At 59.4% G+C, this 19971-nt stretch carries 19 protein-coding genes; 4 read left to right on the forward strand and 15 right to left on the reverse strand.

Going from position 1 to position 19971, the window contains the following annotated elements:
* Positions 1-372 precede the first annotated feature (372 nt).
* The 4 genes from ACVWZP_RS08550 to ACVWZP_RS08565 all read left to right on the forward strand — a co-directional run bounded on the left by ACVWZP_RS08550 (position 373) and on the right by ACVWZP_RS08565 (position 4199).
* Positions 373-1089: a winged helix-turn-helix domain-containing protein gene (locus tag ACVWZP_RS08550; protein ID WP_046383821.1), complete on the forward strand. Its 717-nt coding sequence runs from the start codon at positions 373-375 to the stop codon at positions 1087-1089.
* 4 nt (positions 1090-1093) lie between these two features.
* Entirely contained in the window at positions 1094-1849 is a 756-nt protein-coding gene (locus ACVWZP_RS08555) for a YuxH family protein (RefSeq protein WP_128192483.1), read from the forward strand.
* 30 nt (positions 1850-1879) lie between these two features.
* Entirely contained in the window at positions 1880-2551 is a 672-nt protein-coding gene (locus tag ACVWZP_RS08560; protein ID WP_046383823.1) for a winged helix-turn-helix domain-containing protein, read from the forward strand.
* 256 nt (positions 2552-2807) lie between these two features.
* Complete coding sequence (locus ACVWZP_RS08565) at positions 2808-4199, forward strand: undecaprenyl-phosphate glucose phosphotransferase (protein ID WP_046383824.1); 1392 nt, start codon at positions 2808-2810, stop codon at positions 4197-4199.
* 38 nt (positions 4200-4237) lie between these two features.
* Here the strand turns inward: ACVWZP_RS08565 and ACVWZP_RS08570 are convergent, their stop codons facing one another.
* From ACVWZP_RS08570 to ACVWZP_RS08640, 15 genes are all read right to left on the reverse strand, one after another.
* The gene (locus ACVWZP_RS08570; RefSeq protein WP_424801932.1) at positions 4238-6313 is read right to left on the reverse strand and encodes a YjbH domain-containing protein; all 2076 of its coding nucleotides are present in this window, start codon (positions 6311-6313) and stop codon (positions 4238-4240) included.
* Complete coding sequence (locus ACVWZP_RS08575) at positions 6310-7077, reverse strand: capsule biosynthesis GfcC family protein (RefSeq protein ID WP_046383826.1); 768 nt, start codon at positions 7075-7077, stop codon at positions 6310-6312. The genes ACVWZP_RS08570 and ACVWZP_RS08575 overlap by 4 nt, the downstream gene beginning before the upstream one ends.
* On the reverse strand, positions 7074-7733 hold the full coding sequence (locus ACVWZP_RS08580; RefSeq protein ID WP_046383827.1) for a YjbF family lipoprotein: 660 nt from the start codon (positions 7731-7733) through the stop codon (positions 7074-7076). Before ACVWZP_RS08580 ends, ACVWZP_RS08575 begins: the two co-directional genes overlap by 4 nt.
* Before the next feature lie 13 nt (positions 7734-7746).
* Positions 7747-8859, reverse strand: a complete 1113-nt coding sequence (locus tag ACVWZP_RS08585) for a polysaccharide biosynthesis/export family protein (RefSeq protein ID WP_079443579.1) — start codon at positions 8857-8859, stop codon at positions 7747-7749.
* A gap of 88 nt (positions 8860-8947) precedes the next feature.
* Positions 8948-9187 (reverse strand): hypothetical protein, encoded by a 240-nt coding sequence (locus ACVWZP_RS08590; protein WP_046383829.1) that lies wholly within the window; start codon positions 9185-9187, stop codon positions 8948-8950.
* Between the two features lie 240 nt (positions 9188-9427).
* On the reverse strand, positions 9428-10837 hold the full coding sequence (locus tag ACVWZP_RS08595; protein ID WP_046383830.1) for a mannose-1-phosphate guanylyltransferase/mannose-6-phosphate isomerase: 1410 nt from the start codon (positions 10835-10837) through the stop codon (positions 9428-9430).
* A gap of 22 nt (positions 10838-10859) precedes the next feature.
* Positions 10860-11318 (reverse strand): GDP-mannose mannosyl hydrolase, encoded by a 459-nt coding sequence (locus tag ACVWZP_RS08600; protein WP_046383831.1) that lies wholly within the window; start codon positions 11316-11318, stop codon positions 10860-10862.
* 5 nt (positions 11319-11323) lie between these two features.
* The gene (locus tag ACVWZP_RS08605) at positions 11324-12532 is read right to left on the reverse strand and encodes a glycosyltransferase WbuB (protein ID WP_108526500.1); all 1209 of its coding nucleotides are present in this window, start codon (positions 12530-12532) and stop codon (positions 11324-11326) included.
* A complete protein-coding gene (gene fcl, locus ACVWZP_RS08610; RefSeq protein WP_046383833.1) occupies positions 12532-13509 on the reverse strand; it encodes a GDP-L-fucose synthase in 978 nt (325 codons plus the stop codon). Before fcl ends, ACVWZP_RS08605 begins: the two co-directional genes overlap by 1 nt.
* A 2-nt stretch (positions 13510-13511) precedes the next feature.
* The gene (gene gmd, locus ACVWZP_RS08615; RefSeq protein ID WP_046383834.1) at positions 13512-14633 is read right to left on the reverse strand and encodes a GDP-mannose 4,6-dehydratase; all 1122 of its coding nucleotides are present in this window, start codon (positions 14631-14633) and stop codon (positions 13512-13514) included.
* Between the two features lie 69 nt (positions 14634-14702).
* A complete protein-coding gene (locus ACVWZP_RS08620; protein WP_046383835.1) occupies positions 14703-15638 on the reverse strand; it encodes a glycosyltransferase family 2 protein in 936 nt (311 codons plus the stop codon).
* 42 nt (positions 15639-15680) lie between these two features.
* Positions 15681-16268: an LbetaH domain-containing protein gene (locus ACVWZP_RS08625; RefSeq protein ID WP_046383836.1), complete on the reverse strand. Its 588-nt coding sequence runs from the start codon at positions 16266-16268 to the stop codon at positions 15681-15683.
* Positions 16265-17410 (reverse strand): glycosyltransferase, encoded by a 1146-nt coding sequence (locus ACVWZP_RS08630; protein WP_102617947.1) that lies wholly within the window; start codon positions 17408-17410, stop codon positions 16265-16267. Before ACVWZP_RS08630 ends, ACVWZP_RS08625 begins: the two co-directional genes overlap by 4 nt.
* A gap of 28 nt (positions 17411-17438) precedes the next feature.
* Positions 17439-18761 carry an O-antigen ligase family protein gene (locus ACVWZP_RS08635; protein ID WP_046383837.1) on the reverse strand — a complete coding sequence of 441 codons (1323 nt, stop codon included), beginning with the start codon at positions 18759-18761 and terminating at the stop codon, positions 17439-17441.
* Positions 18739-19971 carry a glycosyltransferase family 4 protein gene (locus tag ACVWZP_RS08640; protein ID WP_046383838.1) on the reverse strand — a complete coding sequence of 411 codons (1233 nt, stop codon included), beginning with the start codon at positions 19969-19971 and terminating at the stop codon, positions 18739-18741. Before ACVWZP_RS08640 ends, ACVWZP_RS08635 begins: the two co-directional genes overlap by 23 nt.

A 19971-nucleotide genomic window follows, 5' to 3' on the forward strand; every position in this document is an offset into this window, starting at 1 on the left:
GGATCCGGGAGGACCGCGCAGGTAAAGCGCAGAATCGACAGCACCGGGCAGGCGTCGGTGGCAAATTGCTGGCGGTTTAAGGCAATTAGTCGCCCCCTCACCTGGCCTCATTTATAGAAAAAATTAAATCGCCATTGGCCTAAAAACCAATTGACCTAAGATACTTATCGCACACTAACAATCTGCACTAGCATATGTGTACACCCATGCAAACGCCGCACCCGCAACACCTCCCTCGCACCCCGCTGCAGCCTTTAGAATAAAGCTACGAATGTTAAAATTTGTCACGTTTTGGCGGAATCAATTCGATTAGTATCTAACGCTAGCAGCGATTGAACTGTCGGCCTTGCATGCCAGAAAAGGGAGTAGGTGATGCATTTTTCCAACGTCCTCGCTATTGCACGGACTACGTCTAAAACTGAGGATTTCAGAGCACTTATAGTTCGCACTGTACCGAATGATTTAAAAGTCGATACACGCAGCTACGGTCAACTAGTCGGTCACCATGAAGATCACGCCGATTATCGCGCCATCGTCATAGAAATCGACACGCCTTCTGCCAGCAGTCAAACCCTGGACATCATAAAAAAAACCAGGCATAAAAACCCGACTGGCCTGATAGTTGTCTTCATCACGTTCGCCTCTACTCAAAGTAAAACCAAATATTATTTGGCCGGCGCGGACTACTGCCTAAAAGTCACCGAAACCTCCCCTGAAGAAAAGTTGAGTTTAGTCGAGGCGTTTCTCAATGAAACGTATCGCTTGGACTGCTGCAAACTTATTCTCGATCAGGACCGGATGTGCATTTACGGCAACGGTCAGAAACTTGAGATTTCCTTCATCGAAATGAAAGTTCTCGAGGCACTGATCTATAACCGACTGCTCAGTCACGATGAAATCGCCAATGTTATGGGGCTCAACACCAAATTCTACGACTCCCGAGCCCTGGAAAAATCCATCAGCCGCCTGCGCAGCAAAATCAAGGCGCGCTATGGCGAAAATATCATTCAGAACATCCGTGGCTACGGTTACAAGTTGAGCCGTGGGATTATTTCCGCCCAGTATTTGCACCCAACCCAGGAGAGATAGCGTCGTGAATAACGAGAAAATATCGCCTGTCACAATAGCCCAACCCAAGCTCTTCAGACAAGCGATAGTTGAGCGCAGCTGCGCACTTTGGGGCAATGAGATTCGCGTAACCAGCGCACATAATCTGCTCAATCTCCCAGAGCATTCGCAGCCTTTGTATAGCGCTCAACTTAAATGCGCCTACCGTGACGCCCTGTCGCGCATCGACCCACGCATGACTGCCGATTTCAGCCATTTACCACTTGCTTCTGCACAGCCGGTGACTCATAAATTTCTGCGCATCGAGCAATCAGCGCTTATGTCCGAAGACACGCTCAAGGAACTTATCCAGGTCGCGCATGTCTTGGAAAGCTATAAGCAGCAACTCGTTATCACTATAGAAAACCCCTTGGACGCACTTCCCGGCCCCACAGAACGCCGCGCGATGGTGCGCCAACTGTATAACCTCAAAGACCGCAGCAGTATCAAGCTTGCCTACAATAACTACACACTGGATACAAAGCAGACTGACCTGCTGATCGAACTGAAACTCTATGACTATATAAAAATGCCATTTCCGGATGTGCTCCTGAGACTCAGCCTGAATATACGCTCGGATCTGTTCGACCGGCTCTACGACCGCATGTTAGAACTGATAAGCACCAGCCGAGCCTCATTCATTGCAGACAAAGTTGAATTCTCTGACAGTGCAACACTCGCTAAGCGCTTGCCTTTCAATTACTTTCAGGGCGGTTATTACTCGCCGGCCGAAAATGTATAAAACTCAACCCATAGGACCATGGTAACCACTATGAGCTCACTCAAAAAACACCTATCCACCACTACGCCCACCTTTATTCCGCTGCCCGACTTTGCGTCGCATGCGGAGTTACTCTATGGCGATATCGCTTGCCCGCCGCGAACCAAGACAGCAGAAACCCAGGCAACCAGCACGCCATTGTTTGGCAACCAGTATTTCAATTCGCACTACACTAACAATTCAACGATCGAAAAACCCGACAGCGCCAATAACGCATCAACGCCGGTCATTTACAAAACATTGCAACCCTACAATAAACTGGAACTAAATGTTCAACTCCACAGCACCGACAGGCCTCAAAAAGCGCTGGCGACCCTCACCGAAAAACCTCCGCTACAGGCACCCGACTACTGGACCTTTACACAACATGATCGAATGCTGGTCAAGGGTGGTTTACGCATTTCCTTGACCACGATTGAGTCAGCACTTATCAAAAAAATGTTACACCATGAAGAACGCGTGGTGAGTAAAGAAGAACTTATTCGCAATATTGGTCGCGAACCCGAGTTGTATCGCGGCCTGGAAATGTGCCTCAGCCGACTTCAGGAAAAATTCAAGCGCGTCAACGATGGCGAGCGTTTGTTCCGTTCAGTGAGAAATCGGGGCTATTGCTTGACCCAGAGGATAAAAAACCCCCTGGAACTCGCCCAGCAGTTTCGCTGAAAAAAAATATAATAACTCCAGAGTCGTTAATCTTGGCGTTGATCACGCTCCACTCTCTGCCTTTTTATAACAATCCGTCTCACCCAACAGCCACTTAACTATCGCTATGTGCCTGTTATAACTCGTCAGCTACTGCCCCCTGCCGTTGATTAATATCAATCTGTGCGCGCCTACGCGTGCCTGTCTATTTGGCTGTTTCAATGCCACGCCTCGCTTAAGCCTGCCACCATGAGTGGTCACCACTGGGAGCAGTAGTATGCTGAATAACCGGAGAATGCATCGTAACCTAACACCCAAAGGTCTGACCTTTTGGGGGCAGTGGACGCTGGCGTCAAGTTTGGTCGTCACACTGTTATTTGCATTGGTTATTTTAAAGACTGGCCAGCTGGAATATCCCTACCGGGTATTGGCCGCCTTTAGCATATTGGCCTCGATCCCGGCCTATATGTTATGTGACGTCTACAGCAAGAAAGATGATTACGCGGTGGGACTGGGCCGACTCTTCATGGGTTGGTTACTTACCCTGCTGATACTGGTTGCGGTGGGTATTGCCTGCAATGCTAACGCGTTGTTCCCCATCGAAATCCTGCTACTGTGGGCGGCGATTAGTTATGCCGTGCTGGCGCTCTGTTACATCCCTATCCACAGTCTTTCCCGCTATTACCACGGGCAACTTCACGAGCGACATAAATCGCTGATCGTGGGTACCGGTAAACTTGCTGCCGACCTGGCGAAAACACTTTCCCGGCAAAAACGCTCACCGCTGGTCGGCCTCGTCGGCGCCACGGCGACCGCAGCCCCGGGCGTGCAATCGCAGATACTCGGCGAGCTGCCGGACCTCCCGCAGTTGATCCGGCAGCACGGCATCCGCAGGCTGTACATCACCCATTCGCTGCAGGAAGCCACCCATATCGAGGCGCTGTACATCAACCTGCTGGAGATCAGCGTCGACGTCATCTGGGTCCCCGACCTCAACAACATGCTGCTGCTCAATCACTGCGTGGCCGAGGTGGACGGCCTGCCGGCGATTTTCCTCAATGAAAGCCCGCTGACCAGCCGTCCGACCGCCGCACTGAGCAAGTCGCTGCTGGACAAAAGCGTGGCCTTGCTCGCGCTCATCCTGCTGAGCCCGCTGCTGTTGCTGTTCGCCGTGCTGATCAAACTGACCTCCCCCGGCCCGGTGATCTTCAAGCAGGACCGTCACGGCTGGAACGGCCAGGTGATCAAGGTCTGGAAGTTCCGCTCGATGCGCGTGCATGACGACCACGAAGTACGCCAGGCCAGCCGCCACGATTCACGCATCACCCCCGTGGGGCGTTTCATGCGCCGCACGTCCATCGATGAACTGCCGCAGTTGTTCAACGTGCTGCAAGGGCACATGGCCCTGGTCGGTCCAAGGCCCCATGCGGTTGCGCACAACGACTACTACTCGGGGAAGATTCACGCGTACATGGCGCGCCACCGTATCAAGCCCGGTATCACGGGGCTGGCACAGATCAATGGGTGCCGGGGCGAGACCGAGACCCTGGAGAAGATGCAAAAGCGCGTCGACATCGACCTGCGCTACATCAACACCTGGTCACTGTGGCTGGACATCAAGATCCTGCTGAAAACGCCGTTCACACTGCTGTCCAAAGACATTTACTGAGGCAAACAAAGGGGGACTTCAGGTCCCCCTTTCCTTGTCTATTCAGTGATCTTCTCGAAGTTCCGATAGAACAGGTCACTGTCGCGGCCATCGGTCATCGTATGCAGCGAATACGCGCGATTGAGGCGCGCGCCGCCATCGCGGGTCAGCGGCGCCCACACCAGATTGGCGCGGCGCATCGTCGACAGGCTCATCAGCTCATCAAAGGGAATTGACAGGTAAAGGCCTTTGTCGAAGCTGCCTTCGCCAAAGGCTTCTTTTGACGCGGTGGTGCGGGTGACCCAGGCGCCAACCCGCACGCCATTGTTGAACTCGCGCGACAAGTCCAGGGTGGCGCCCCAGTCCCGGGCCAGGTAGCGACCGACACTCAGCGCACCCTGTGTGTTGAACGGCAAGTCGGTGTAGCCGGTGATATGCCCCGTGACCGTGCGGTAGTCGCGCAGGCTGAAGTCCTGTTCGAACCCGCGCTGGCGCACGTAGTTCAGGTCGGCGCCCAAGGCCCAGCGCTGGCCCATCGGCCGGTACAACACCTCACTGCCGACACCGGCGTACATCGATTCCAGCAACCCGCCGTAGACCATGCCATACAGGTCCTGATCCAGTCGCACCGCGTGGTTGAGCTGGAACGTCGGCACGGTCACGTCAGAGCTGGTCATGTACTTGCGCAGATCGGTACGCACGCGCGGCAAGCCGCTGGGCGCGTCGTAGGTGAAGCCATCGTAGTTGTTCAGCAGGTTGACGCTGAGCAGGCCGCTCCACCAGGTGTTGCGGGTGAAGCGGTATTCGGCGTCGAGGTCGGCGGAAATCTGATACAGCAGGCCATCCGGCCCGCCGACGTTCTGCTTGTAACCCAGCCCGACGCCGTAGCTCAGGGGCTTGGGCGCTTGGGTGTAAAGCAGCGTTTGCGCCGGGGCGCTGGGCGGGTTGACTTCGGTCTGGCGATGCAGGGTCTGCAGGGGCTCGCGTTGGTTGACCACCTCGCGGAACGTCTCGCGGGGCACGCTGGTTTCTTCGATCGGCATGGCATACCGCTCGCTCACCAGGGTGAACCAGCTGATCTGGTCATTGACGCTGTCGTCCAGGATACGGCTGGCGCGCCCCACGGCCTTGGCGCTGTAGAAATAGCGCTGCTGCTCGCCATACACCAACAACTCAGGGCCGCGCTGGGCAATACGCTGCACGTTATAGCCGGCATTGTCCTGCAAACGCTTGGACACCGCGGCCCAATCCACTTGATCCATCGCGACGCTCGGCGCCTGGACGGGCAGCTTGGGGGCCGGCGGGTCGTAGGTTTTGACCGGCGCCTTGCGGCTGACGAAATTGGTGTGCAGGGTGATACCGAACATCGCCGTGTTGCCGCGCTCCCACGCGGCACTCAGGTCGACGGAGTCGGCCACCTTGTAAACCAGCCCGAGGTTGACCGGCGAGTCCTGGCGCAGATGGTTGTTTCGAGGCTCGTTTTGGTAGTCGTTGCCCTCGTATTCCAGCTTGAGGCTCAACGGCGCCCAGGGTGTCTGGTAGGCGACGCCGCCAAACAGGGCGGGCCGGCCGCGGAAGTAACCGTTGGAGAAATTGCCGGAACCTTCGGCGGTGGGCCGCTCGTTGAAGCGATCACTCAGCGCGCCCAGCGGGTTGCCGAAATCGCCCCGGCTGCCCAGGTAACCCCAGGCGATGCCCGCACTGAAATCGAATTCGCCATAACGCTTGTTGGCCACCAGGTACTCGCTGGAAAACAGCCCGGTGCCGCCCAGGTCGAGCATCCCCAGCGCGACCTGGGGCAACCAGTGGCTTTCCTCGTAGAGACGCACTTTGGCGTCGACGGCCTTGTCCTTGTAGCTCTGGCTGCCACTGAACGATTCGGGGCCATAGGGGCGGTTGGTGATGGCGGTGTAGCGAAAGGTGCCTTCGAGCCAGTCCAGCGGTTGCGCGGAAAAACTGTAGCGACTGTAAGGTTCGGTGCGGTTGGCATTGACGCTGAGTTCGCCGGCCGGGGCCATGCGTGCGGTCGGGGTTTGCAACAGCCCGACCCCGCCAAAATCACTCTGGGTGTAACGCGGATCGCCGTGCGCGACGCCACAGGGCACCAGCAGCACGGCTGCAATACATAATTTCAAGGCGTGACCTCAGCCAGGGGTTGGGTGGCAAGAAACTCGGCCAGTTGTTGGTTCAGCTCAGGGGTGGGCGGTTCCAGGTCGTCGCTGCGCAGCGGCACCAGCAGCGTGCTGCCCGGTGCAGGCGCGGCCGCCGTCTCGCGGTTCCAGGGGGCAATGCCCAGGCGCGTGACCAGGCCGTCGGGCTGGATCAGCCACAGATAGTCGACATCGGCCCCCGCCACCGCCGGGCATTCGTCGAGGTAATCGCGTGCCGCCCGCATCGGTTGGAACACCAGGGTGCAAGGCTGCGCGACCGCGCCCAGGACGCGCACACCTGCCGGCCTGGGCGGGTAGATCAGTCGATCGCCGTCGCTGACCCGCAGGTTGGGCGCAAAACCGACCTCCACCGCCACCGGGTCCAGCATCGCGCGTTGCCGGCCGGTCACCGGCAAGGCCTGCACCTGTCGGTAAACGCGCGCCGCCAAGTCGGCCCGGCTGTCGTACCCGGCGGCCAAGGCAGCCTGGCGCAACGTATCCAGGTCAAACAGCACACCGGCTTTGAGCCGGGCCTGGGGCTCGATCAATGGCTGGTGCAGCCAGGCCGCCGCCAGCCAATAGCCCTGGGCATCCGGTTGTGACGCGATGATCGCGTCGAGCAAGCGCGCCTCGGGCGGCAGGGCGATCGGCCCGGGGTGCAGGACTTGGCCGCTCACCGTCAGGGCGGCGTGGCATGCACTGGCACAACTCCACAACAGCGCCAGCGCCCATCGTTTGCGGGCGGTCATCGGGCCTCCTTGCGGGCGGGTTGCAGTTGGGTGATTTTCAACGTGAGGCGCGGGCTGAGGTGCTGTTCGCTTTGCACAATGAAGCCGTCAGTGGGGTCGACCCAATAACGGTTGCGCGCACGAAACCCCAGGGCCTCGGCTTCGATGTCCTCATCGACGCGCAACAAGGTGTAAGGCTTGTCGAGGATCTCGAGCGTCTCCATGCCCTCGCGGGTCAGACGGCTGGTGACGGTGATGCCGACGCGATAGCCATCCACCAGGTCGATCTGCCGGCTGCTGCGGTAGCCGTCCGGCACGCGGTGCAGCCCCTGCTGGAACGGCGACTGCCCTTGCCAGCGCGTGCCATCCAGATCAGTGCCGAGGCCAACGGTACGCACCACCAGGCCATCGCGCATCAATAGCACCTGTTTGCCGGAGGCGACCCAGAACTGCAGGTCGTCGCGCTGACGAATCAACGCCATCACGCCTTCGCTGGACACCGTGGTCACTTTGATCTGGGGAAACGGCACGGCGTCCACCTGGGCCTGGCTCAGCACCAATGGCGCAGGCCCGACGACGGCCGCCTTGAAGGTATCGAGCGAGGCCTGCATCAGTGGATTGCAGCCGCACAACAGCCACGCAAGGCACACGTAAATACCGGTTTTCACACTGTTCACGCAGGTTCCACCCTTATCGGCTGTTGGCTTCGCTCAGGTTGTTTTGGGTGGAAGCACCGGTGCCGATGATCGAGGCGGAAGGTATCAACTGACTGATGACCCGGTTCCAGCGGGTGATATTGGCGGGGCCGACGAACACCACGTCCTGGGGCTGCACGTCGAAGCGCGTGGCCAGGGCCATGGCCGCCGGGGAGCCGGCTTGCAGATGGAAGACCTTGGCCGGTTGCGTGTCCAGGTTCTGTGCGCCGCGGATCACGTAGATCGCATCGGCGTTCGAGGTGTTCTGGTTGATGCCGCCCACCGAGCCCAACACATCCGTGAGGTTCATGCTGCGTGTCTTGAAACTCAATGCGCGGGGCTGCATGACCTCGCCCATCACATAGATGCGCTTGCGGTCGTTGTAGGGCAGGTACAACTGGTCACCGTCCTTGAGGTAGATATCGTTCAAGCGCGACGGGTTGAGATTGAACGTGTCCAGGTCGAGTGTGTAGCGCTTGCCGCCGCGGGTCAGCGTGAGGTTCGAGAGGTCGGCATTGATCGGATCGACGCCGGAAGCACCGATGGCCTCCATGACGCTCATCGGGGTGGTGGTGATCGGTACAGGCCCAGCCTTGAGCACTGCACCGGTGATCACCACTCGCTGGCTGGCAAAACGCAGCACACTGATATCCACCTGGGGGCTGTCGATGTACTGACGGAGCTTATCGGTGATTTCACTGCGCAGCGCCGCGAGGGTGCGGCCCTTGGCAACCACTTCGCCCACGTAGGGGTAGAACAGGTTGCCGTCGGGGTTGACCAGGCGCCCGTTGGCATCGATTTGCTGCTGCGGACCGGAAGGCGCAGTCAATTCCGGATGGTCCCAGACCGTGATGTACAACGCATCATTTGGGCCGATCAAATAGGGCCCGGGTTTATAATCGAGCAGTTCTTTGGGAAGCGCATAAGAGACTTGAGTCGCCGCGTCCATGGCCAGCAACTTTGGAGTAATCGGGATCAACTCCACGCGACTGCTTTCAGCACCGCCCTCCTTGGTCATTGCCTCGGTGTCCATATATTGACCGGGCGCAAACATGCAGCCTTGTAACAATGCGGAGGCCACGACCGCCACAGAAAAAATACGCATCATAGTGCTAAGACACTCGCGATAAACGACAAGAAAAAAAGACTACTTGGGAGGGGTTTCCAAGCAGTCTTATAAAGCGGAAGGCGTTCTGTTAGTTGCCGGTACCGGTGGTACCCGTGGTGCCAGTGGTGCCTGTGGTGGTGCCTCCATTGGCGCTGCCACCGCTGCTGGACGCGGCGGCGACGCCCGCGACCAGGGCCGCGCCGACCAGCAGGGTTTCCCCCACCGTCACAGAGCCGACCACCGCGGTACTCAGGCCAAGCGGCAACTCGGCAGCCATGGCAGAAGTACTCAAGAGACTGAGCACAATAATAGCCAGTTGTTTTCTCATATCAGACTCCTTATCGATAGTGAGCATTTAGCAAACGAGCGGGTGCCGCTGAAATACACCTTGATAGTGCCACTCAAGTAAACAACGCACCAGCCCGGACATTACCCGGAAAGTTGAACGTATTCGTTCGAAAATAACATTTCTCGAAGCCAGCCCCCGTGTATCAACACGTTGAGGCCGCGAAACTAACAAGGCTGGCGGTTTAACATCGGAGCAAATGTTATTAATTGTCGGAAAACCTCAGGCCCGGCCGTACTTGTCTTCGAAACGCACAATATCGTCCTCGCCCAGATAAGAACCCGACTGCACTTCGATCAATTCCAGCGCAATCACGCCGGGGTTCTCCAAGGCATGCACCTGGCCAATGGGGATGTAGGTCGATTGGTTCTCCGAGACCAGGTACGTCTGTTCGCCATTGGTGACCTTGGCCGTACCGCTGACCACGATCCAGTGCTCCGCACGGTGATGATGCATCTGCACCGACAGCTTGGCGCCGGGCTTCACGGTGATGCGTTTGACCTGGTAGCGGTGGCCGCTGTCGATGGCGTCATACATGCCCCAGGGCCGGTAGACCTCACGATGGTTGAGGTGCTCATGACGCCCGTCGCGCTTGAGTTGGTCGACAATGCCCTTGACCTGCTGCACCTGGTCCTTGTGCGCCACCAGCACCGCGTCCTTGGTTTCGACGATGATCAGGTCCTGCACGCCCACCGTGGCGACCAGGCGGCTGTCGGCGTTCACGTAGGTATCGCGGGTATCCAGTTGCAGCACATCGCCCTGCAGCACGTTGCCGCCGTCAGTTTTCTCGCTGGCTTCCCATAACGCCGACCAGGAACCGATATCACTCCAACCGGCCTGCAACGGCACCATGATCGCGTCGCTGGTTTTTTCCATCACCGCATAATCGATGGAGTCGTCCGGGCAGGCGGCGAATAGCGCCTCATCGACCCGGGTGAACAACTGATCCTGGCTCCCCGCGGCCAACGCCGCACGGCAGGCCGTGAGAATCGCCGGCTGCAAGCGTGCCAAGGCGTCCAGGTAACGGCTGGCACGGAACATGAACATGCCGCTGTTCCAGTAATGATCGCCCCGCGCCACGTAGTCGGCGGCGGTGGCGGCATCCGGCTTCTCGACGAAACGCTTCACCGCATACCCGCCCTCGCCCACCGCCTCGCCCTGCTCGATATAGCCGTACCCGGTGTGCGCGCTGGTCGGCGTGATGCCGAACGTCACCAGCTTGCCGGCCTCGGCCAGCGGCAGCGCCACCGCAAGGCTGGCATGAAACGCGGGAACATCTTCAATCAAATGATCCGCCGCCAGCACCAGCAGAATCGGGTCGCGGGACTCGTCGAGCGCCTTGCAGGCCGCCAGCGCAATCGCCGGCGCGGTATTGCGCCCCATGGGTTCGAGCAGGATGCTCGCCTGCTCCATGCCCAATTGACGCAATTGTTCGGCCACCAGAAAACGGTGCTGCTCATTGCAGATCACTTGCGGCAGGGCGACATCCGCGCCCTCCAGCCGGCCAATGGTCTGCTGCAACATCGACAGGCTTTTATGGGTCAGGCGCAAGAACTGTTTGGGGTTCAGTTGCCGCGAGAGCGGCCACAGGCGCGAACCCGAACCGCCCGCCAAGATCACCGGTAATAACATGAACGCGTCCTTCGATAGAGGGTCAGAAATAGGCACGGGTGTTCTCGTGTACACGTGGGCTGTAGCGCAGCTCATCCAGCGGCCACCAGCGGTAGTGCCGATGCTGCTCGGTGGGCGGTTCCAGGACCTGATTCTCGGCAAGGGTCAGGCAATAACCCAGCACCACGTAGTGGGTGTCCGGGCCGTTCCCGGCGTTGGCGAAGACGCTGTCGTCGTAGAAGTGCTCGAACACACCCAGCAGCTGCGCATCGGCGCGTTCGAAGGTGTGGCCGAGTTCTTCGTGGGTCAGGCGGCGGAAGGCGTCGTCCAGGGTTTCGTTTTTCTGGATGCGCCCGCCGGGGACGAACCAGAAGCCATAGGCCGGCCGGTTGATCCGCAAGCCCAGCAGCGTATCGCCGTTGGGTTTCCTCACGATCAAGTCGATGGCCACCAACGGCGTCGACGTCACGACCGTATTGAAGGTCGGTAAATCAAGCCACATAAGCGTCAGACCTGTGCCATAAAGCGTTGGAGGACACGCTCTTTATCGAGAAAATCCGCGGCGTAGTTCAACGCCACCCTGTTGCGCACAGGCAATGCCAGCACCCGCTCGATCCCTGCATTCAGGGCGCTGACCGATTCGGGTTCGACTCGCACGGCAATGCCCGGATGCTCGTCGCACAGCCGGCCAAGGGTGGTGTCGGGGTCAGCGGTGATGATCGCATTGCCGCCGACGGCCAGAATATTGGTCAACTTGGAGGGCAATACCGAATCCGCCGCGCCGCGTTTCTGGATCACCAGGTGGACGTCCGCCGAGGCCAGCAGCGCAGGCAAGTCTTCATAGGCCTGCAACGGGGCGAAGACCACGTTGTGCAGGCCCTCGCTGTGTGCGCGCTGCAGCAGGCGGGCCTGGCCGGCGCCCTGGCCGACGATCAGAAACACCAGCTCCGGGCGATGGACGTGAGCCTGGGCGGCATCGAGGATCAGTTCGAGCCCCTGCTTCTCGCCGATGTTGCCCGAGTACAACAGCACCCGCTTTCCCGCCGGCACGCCGAGCCGTTCCAGCAGCCCGCTGTTGCGCGGTACATCGAGGAAACGCTCGGTCTCCGACCAGTTGGGAAAGAACAGCAGGCGCTGCGCCTCGACGCCTTTGCCGGCCGCCTTCTCCAGCATGCCGCTGGATATCGTCGAGACCCGGTCAAAGCGCCGCAGCAAGCCGCGCTCCACACCCCACGCGAGTCGCCGCAGTAACGGGCTGCCGCCCAGGCCCAGGCCGAACATCGCATCGACTTCATAATCCTGGATATGCAGCACGGACTTGGCGCCACACAGCCTGGCCAACAACAAGGCCTGGGGCGCGCAGAACAAGGTCGGCACCACCAGGATGACCAGGTCCGGTTTCCAGCGCAGTTGCCCCAATACCGCCAGGCACGAGCTGGCGGAAAAGCTGATCAGGTGCAGCAAGCGCTTCAGCGCCGTGGGCTTGCGCGGCACGTACAACGGGCAGCGCACCACCGTCACGCCGTCGACCTGTTCGGTGCGAAAACGCCACGCCGAGTAGCCCTCGCCGACCTGCCATTGCGGGTAATACGGCGGCGCCGTGACCACCCGCACCGCGTGACCCTTGCTGGCGAGCCAGCGCGCCTGTTCACCGCTGTACTTGCCGATGCCGGTCAGCTCGGGGCTGTAGTTGATGCCATACAAAAGGATCTTCATTAATGGCCCCGAGGCTGTTCGAGGGCCGCGAGATACGCGTTGTAGGCATCGCGCAGCCCCTCCTCCAACGGCACGTAGGCTTCCCAGCCGAGGGCGTTGATACGGCTGACATCGAGCAACTTGCGCGGCGCACCGTCGGGTTTGCTGGTATCGAACCGCAAACGGCCCTTGAAGCCCGTGACCCGGGCCAGCGCCTCGGCCAGTTCGCGGATGGTGCAATCCACGCCGGTGCCGACGTTGACGTGGGAACGCATAGGCTCGGTGTGTTCGCCATAGCCCTCCTGGCTGAGTTCCATCACATGCACGCTGGCGGCCGCCATGTCATCCACATGCAGGAACTCGCGCCGTGGCGCGCCGCTGCCCCAGATCAGCACTTCTTCGTCACCGCGCTGTACCGCCTCGTGGAAACGGCGCAGCAAGCCGGCGATCACATGGCTGTTGTCCGGGTGGTAGTTGTCGCCCGGGCCGTACAGGTTGGTCGGCATCACACTGCGGTAATCGCGCCCGTGCTGGCGGTTGTAGCTTTCGCACAACTTGATGCCGGCGATCTTGGCCACGGCGTAGGGTTCGTTGGTCGGTTCCAGCGAGCCGGCAAGCAGCGCCTGCTCGGTCATCGGCTGGGCGGCGAGCACCGGGTAGATGCACGACGATCCGAGGAACAACAACTTGAACACCCCATGAGTGTGGGCGGCGTGGATCACATTGGCCTGGATCATCAGGTTCTGGTAGATGAAATCGGCGGGGTACGTGGCGTTGGCGTGAATCCCACCGACCCTGGCCGCCGCCAGGTACACCTGGTCGACCCGTTGTTCGGCGAAATACGCGTGCACGGCCGCGGGGTCCAACAGGTCCAGTCGATCGCGGCCGGCGGTGAGGATCTGGGTATAACCCAAGGCCCAGAGGCGGCGCACGATGGCCGAGCCGACCATACCGCGATGGCCGGCGACAAAGATCCGTGCGTTCAGATCACGTGCCATGCTCAGTTCTCCACGGCAATCGGCGCATCGTGGCCGTGCAGGCGCAGCAACGCATGGCGCCGCGCGATTTGCAGGTCTTCGCGGACCATCTCCGCACACATCTGCTGGGCGCTGATTTCCGGCACCCAGCCCAGCTTCTGCTTGGCCTTGGACGGGTCGCCCAGCAGCGTCTCGACTTCCGCCGGGCGGAAGTAACGCGGGTCCACCCGCACAATCACGTCACCCACCAGCATGCCGGGCGCCAGGTCGCCGTCGATGTGCTCGACCACCCCGACTTCCTCCACGCCCTCGCCGACAAAGCGCAAGCGCAGCCCCAGTTCCGCCGCCGACCAGCGAATGAAATCGCGCACCGAATACTGCACCCCGGTGGCAATCACGAAGTCTTCGGGGCTGTCCTGCTGCAGCATCATCCACTGCATGCGAACGTAGTCCTTGGCATGGCCCCAGTCGCGCAAGGCGTCCATATTGCCCATGTACAGGCATTGCTCCAGGCCCAGGGCGATGTTGGTCAAGGCGCGGGTGATCTTGCGGGTGACAAAGGTTTCGCCACGACGGGGCGACTCGTGGTTGAACAGGATGCCGTTGCAGGCATACAGCCCGTAGGCTTCGCGGAAATTCACGGTGATCCAGTAGGCATACAGCTTGGCCACGGCATAGGGCGAGCGCGGATAGAACGGCGTGGTTTCCTTTTGCGGGGTTTCCTGCACCAGCCCGTACAACTCGGACGTGGAGGCCTGGTAGAAGCGGGTCTTCTTTTCCAGGCCAAGCAGACGGATGGCCTCGAGGATGCGCAAGGTGCCGAGGGCGTCTACGTCGGCGGTGTATTCCGGCGAATCGAAGCTGACGGCCACGTGGGATTGGGCGCCGAGGTTATAGATCTCGTCCGGCTGGATCTGCTGGATGATGCGCGTCAGGTTGGACGAATCCGCCAGGTCGCCATAATGCAGGATCAGGTTTTTATGCAGGGCTTGGGGGTCTTGGTAAATGTGATCGATGCGCTGGGTATTGAACGACGAAGAGCGGCGTTTCAAGCCATGCACGACGTAGCCTTTTTCCAGCAACAGTTCCGCCAGGTAAGAACCATCCTGCCCGGTAATCCCGGTAATAAGCGCGACTTTTTTCATGTCTATCTCCCAAATAATAGGCGAGCGAAGGCCGACACCCGAACTTGGGTGTTTGTTAAAAACGGTCAGTTATTTCGGTATGGGCAGCGTCAAGTTATGTCCGGTCAACTTTGAAAGTTCGCGGACGATTGAGTCCTTATCGTCTAAGTGAGCGATCGCGGTTTCCAGTTCAAGCACCTTGGCGCCCACCAGAAAGCGGTACCAGTAACCTTGCAGCAAGTGATAAACCAGGCCGCTGCGGCCATCGAGAAAACCCAGTTGAACGATGTAGCGCCAGAGGAAGTACGCCGTCGAACTCAAGGTAAACGGCACGCGGTTATACACCCGGTTTTTAACCAGGCGCTTGAGCTTGGCCTGGAACGAACTGTGGCCCTCATTCAATTCATGGCGCACCGCAAACAACCCCAGGCGCGAGTTGATGATCTCAATCGCTTCACGGGTCGCGTACTGGTTGTGCTTGTGGGTGAAGAACGTCAAGTCGTGCAGGTTGTGATCGGCAAACCCGCCCTCCAGGGTGATGGTGCGACCCTCGGCCACCGAGATGTGCTCGTCCATCCAGCGATCTTCGATGCGCCCCTGCCCCGTGCGCCACAGCCGCAGCATCTTCAACGGGTAGCGGCCGCCATGGCGCACCCAGCGGCCCATGAAAATATGCTTGCGCTTGAAGTTGATGCCGGTGATGCCCTGGTCCAGCGTCGGCAGCCGCGTGTTGATCTGCTCCGCCAGGTCGGCCTCAATGATTTCATCGGCGTCCAGGCGCATCGTCCAGTTACCGGTGATCGGCAAATTATCCAACGCCCACTGGAACTGCTTGGCCTGGTTGACGAACGCGTGCTGTACCACCAGGGCGCCGTGGCGCCGGGCGATCTCGCAGGTGTCGTCGCTGGAGAACGAGTCGACCACCAGCACTTCGTCGCTGAAGGCGCGCACCGACTCGATCGCGCGGGCGATATGCAGGCTTTCGTTGTAGGTGAGGATGATCACACTGACGGTTTCGCGTTTCATGTCAGCCACCGTGCAGGTGAGGCAGGTTATGCGGTGCGGTCATCAGGCTTGACTCCCTTGTCGTGGTGCAGGCTCTTGCAGATGCTGGGTACGCTGGCCGATAAGCCGGGTCGGATGCCCGGCATGCACGGTCCACGCTTGCGCGATGTTTTTGATGACGAGCGCGCGGGCGCCCACGACGACGCCATCGGCAATACACACGCCCAGCGTGATAAAGGCATCGGCACACACCCATACGTGCTCTCCGAGCACGATCGGTTTGGCGTAGAGTTGAAAGTTGCGACTGTTGTAGTCATGCGACCCGCCGCACAAATGCGCGCCCTGGGAAATCACGCTGTAACGCCCGATAGAAATCAGCGCCATGTTGTAAATATTGGTGTCATCGGCAATGCCGACATGGTCACCCAGCTCGAGATTCCACGGCGCCCACACTTTGGCCCGCGGATAAACATGCACACCCTTGCCCAGGCGCGCGCCGAACAGCCTCAACAGAAACGCCCTCCACCCATGAAAGGGACGCGGGCTGGTACGGAATAGCAGCACATAGACCGTGTTCCACAGTTGCCGCCGCAACCGATGGGACAATGAAAATGAAGCGGCGCGATACGGATCATTGCCTTGGAGAATCATGCAAGGCACTCCCGCACGATCTCCAGCAAACGCTGCGCGCCGCGTTGGATATGAAAGCGCTCGGTAAAACAGCGGCGGGCGCGCCCGGACATGTCCGCATACTGCTGCGGGTCGAGCCGCAACCAACGGCGCAGGTTATGCACGGCGCCCAGCACCGTGTCGTCGCTCACAAAGCCAACCGCGTCGGCTTCGATTTCGCGCCAGATGTTGACCTTGTTGCTGATCAGCACCGGTTTGCCGCAGGCCAGCGCCTCCGCCACGACCACGCCGAAATTCTCCTGATGGGACGGCAGGCAAAACACCTCGGCGGCGTAAAACGCGCCCCATTTCGCGGCGCCCTGCAACATGCCCGGCCACGTCACGCGGTCGGCGATCCCCAGTTCCACGGCCTGCGCCTGCAGCGCCTGCACCCAGCCGCCTTGATCGGGCCCGGCCATGACCAGGTGCAAGCGTTCGTCTTCGCCAGCCACTTGGGCAAAGGCTTGCAGCAGGTGGTCGCAGCCCTTTTTTTCGTGGATGCGGCTCAGGAACAACAGCACCCGTTTGCCCTTCAACACCGGATGCTCATCAACAAAGCGCTGCGCCAGCGCTGCACCGCCCGCCGGCGGGCTGGCGGTGCCGTAGGCGGTGACCGTCTCTTTGGCGCGGTACAGCCAAAATGACTCGCGCGCACGGATTTTCTCTTCTTCACTGGTAAACACCACGCGCTGGGCATCCCTCAATACGCGGTATTCACCCCATGGCCAGTACAGCCATTTCTTCAAATGCTTGAGCGGATATGCGTGCTTGAACCAGGGGTCGAGCATGCCATGGGTATAAACGATGTAAGGCCGCCCCAACTTGTGCAGGACCTGGCGCGCAATAAACCCGTGGTACTGCCACAAACCGTTGACGATGAAAAAGTCGTAGTCACTGGCGTGTTGTTCCAGCCATTGGCGGATCCTGGCGTTTACGCCATACCCAAACAGGCTCGGCCCCATGAAGTGAACGGTTCCCGGGTAGTCGACGGCGAAGTCCGCATCCAGCGTCAAGACATCCACGAGATGCCCGTTCTGCTGGAGAATCTTGTCGATTTCGCGGGCAGCGTTGATGGGGCCGCCCTTTTCCGGTTTAACCGAAGAGATGATTCTTAATAACTTCAAGTGCTGTCCGCTCATCCGTTGAATTGATTCAAGTCTTCTTGCAAGCGGCAAGAATCAGGCAGGCGTAGAACACGCCAAAGGCCAGGAACGTGCCCTGCATGGTCATGACCCCATTGAATAAAATCGGCGCCAGGAAACCGCACAGCAGCAATGGAACGCCGGTGCCCTGCCTGATCAGCGCTTTATAGGCTTTGAGCAGTAACCAGATCAGCAAGAAGATCCTGAACAGGATAAAGAGCGCCCCGATGGGAAGGCCCAGTTCCAGGATGATCCGCGACCATTCATCTTCGGCCAGCAAAAACCCCGCGCCTTGCTCGCGCCCCGCGCGCAATATCGCCGAGGCGGCATTCGTACCCGAGCCGATGCCGTGTCCCCAGAGCGGTGCATCGTCGATCACGCGAGTGAACGCATACAGACTGGAGAATGCCCGGGTCACCGGCGAACCTTCACTGGCGACGGCACTCCGGTTGCGTTCGACGAGAATCTGGTAACTGTCGGACGACATGAAAATCAGCAGGCTGACAAACAGTGCCGCCACCAGGAAAAACAGCGACAACAGGTTTCTTTGCGATTTCTTGATCAAGGCGACCATCAAGGCCGCCAACAGCACGATGGCGGCATACGCATAGATGGCCCGCGATCCGGTCAAGAAACACATCACCGCCACCGAGATGGCCGACACCGGGAACAACAGGTATCGCCCGGCAAACACTGCGCGGAACAAGGCCCGGTCGAAAATCGCCGCCACCAGGAAAGCAAAGCAGGCAGACACGTAAACAACGTGCCCGGCGGTGAACGTGAACGTCCCATACGGCCGGACAACCCCGTCGGCGATCATGAAAATGAAGTCATCGTCCCCAATGCCTTTATTGACGAAGGCTTGCGGCCCGGACGAATACTGCATGACCACCAGCACGCTGATGGGAATCGCCGCAAACAGCGTGATCCGGGCAAAACGGTAGACATCGGCCAACTGCAGGGTTTTTCCGGCAACGAATATCAGGGGGAAATACAGCAAGTAGTTCCTGACGCCATAGCCATAGATCACCAGCCCTTCAGGGCTGCTCAACAAAAATGCGGAGACCAGAACAAAGAACACCACCAACAACATGACGAAGTACGCCGACAGCAGGTTCTTGGAAAAAAAGCCGAACCTGAACGCGTACCAATAGATATAGAGAACGATCGGATCCTTGATGAAATAGATGGCCGAGCTCAGGCCCGGCAGCAGCCACTTGCGCAAAACCCCTTCAAACAAAATGAACAGATAGATCAGGACAAACGCACTGACCACGCGCTTTCTGTAACGCTCCTTCAGGCTGGACAGCTCAGGGTTGGCCAAGGATTGCATCCAGCACCTCCTTGGCGTAGGTGTCCCAGGTCGTCCTACCTGCCGAGAACACCGCGTTGTGCTTCAGCGCACTGAGTTTTTCACTGTCATCGGCCAGCTCGACCAGACGGGCAGCAATGGCCTCGGCGGAACGGATCGGCACCACATACCCGTTGAAACCGTCGATGATCAAATCCGCCGCGCCACAATTCTGCGAAACGATGACCGCCGTCCCCGTGGACAGTGCCTCGCCCACCACCAGGCCGAACGCTTCGGCGAGTGAAGGCAAGACCAGCACGTCGGCCGCCAGCAATTGGCGGATGACCTGATCGTGGGGCGCCGAGCTGAGCCAGCGATACTTCTTCAGCTCGCTATTGAGCGCCTGGTTACGCCCATTGGCATAGTCGGCACCGATGACGGTGACATCCAGGGCAACGCTGCCCGACGCGATCTTCAGCGCCTCGAAAAAATACGAGATGCCCTTCTGCTGGGTCAGCGCACCGACAAAAATCACTTTGAGCGGCCCCCCGGCCCGAACATTCACCTCTTTGTGGACCATCGGTGCGGGTGCGCCATAGGGGGTCACCGCAACTTTGTGGTGGGCGATGCCGGATTCACCCAGGGTGCGTTTGGCAAACGTGCTGGCCACGATGATCCGATCCGCCAACGCCAGTTCGGCGGTCTGCTTGCGGATGGTGGTTTCGCTGAGGTTGGGAATGCTCGCCCGCCACGCGGGGTTCGCTTCACGCTCATGGTCCAGCATCCCGCACGCGTAGGAAATGGAGCCGAAGGCCGCCTCATAATTGAGCGTGATCCCGCCAACCGCCTTGGCGGCGGTGAACAGGGCCTTGCACTTGCCGTCATAACCGTACACTTGGCTGGGTTTGCGCGCGGTGTTGTACAAGAACTGCGCGCTGGCCCGATCAATGTGTTCGTACACATTTTCCGGGCAGAACATCCCGATGTTGCGCTGCGTAAGGCTGTACCACTTCAACTTGTCACAGAGCACGCGAGGCACATCGTAGCGCGGGTAGCTGTGCAGCAACGCACCGTCGACCATGTCGAACGTGCGCCGCAGGCACTCTTTGCCGACGACCGGAAGACGGCAAAGCCAAGAGTCTTTATGCAACGCCAGCGAGCTATGGAACGAATGCAGCAAGCGCCGTTGATTCAACGCACCCAACAGCGCGCGAACGTTTTGATTACCCACCGGATGAGCGACCAGGATCAT

It is taken from the genome of Pseudomonas sp. TE36184, from assembly GCF_054060055.1.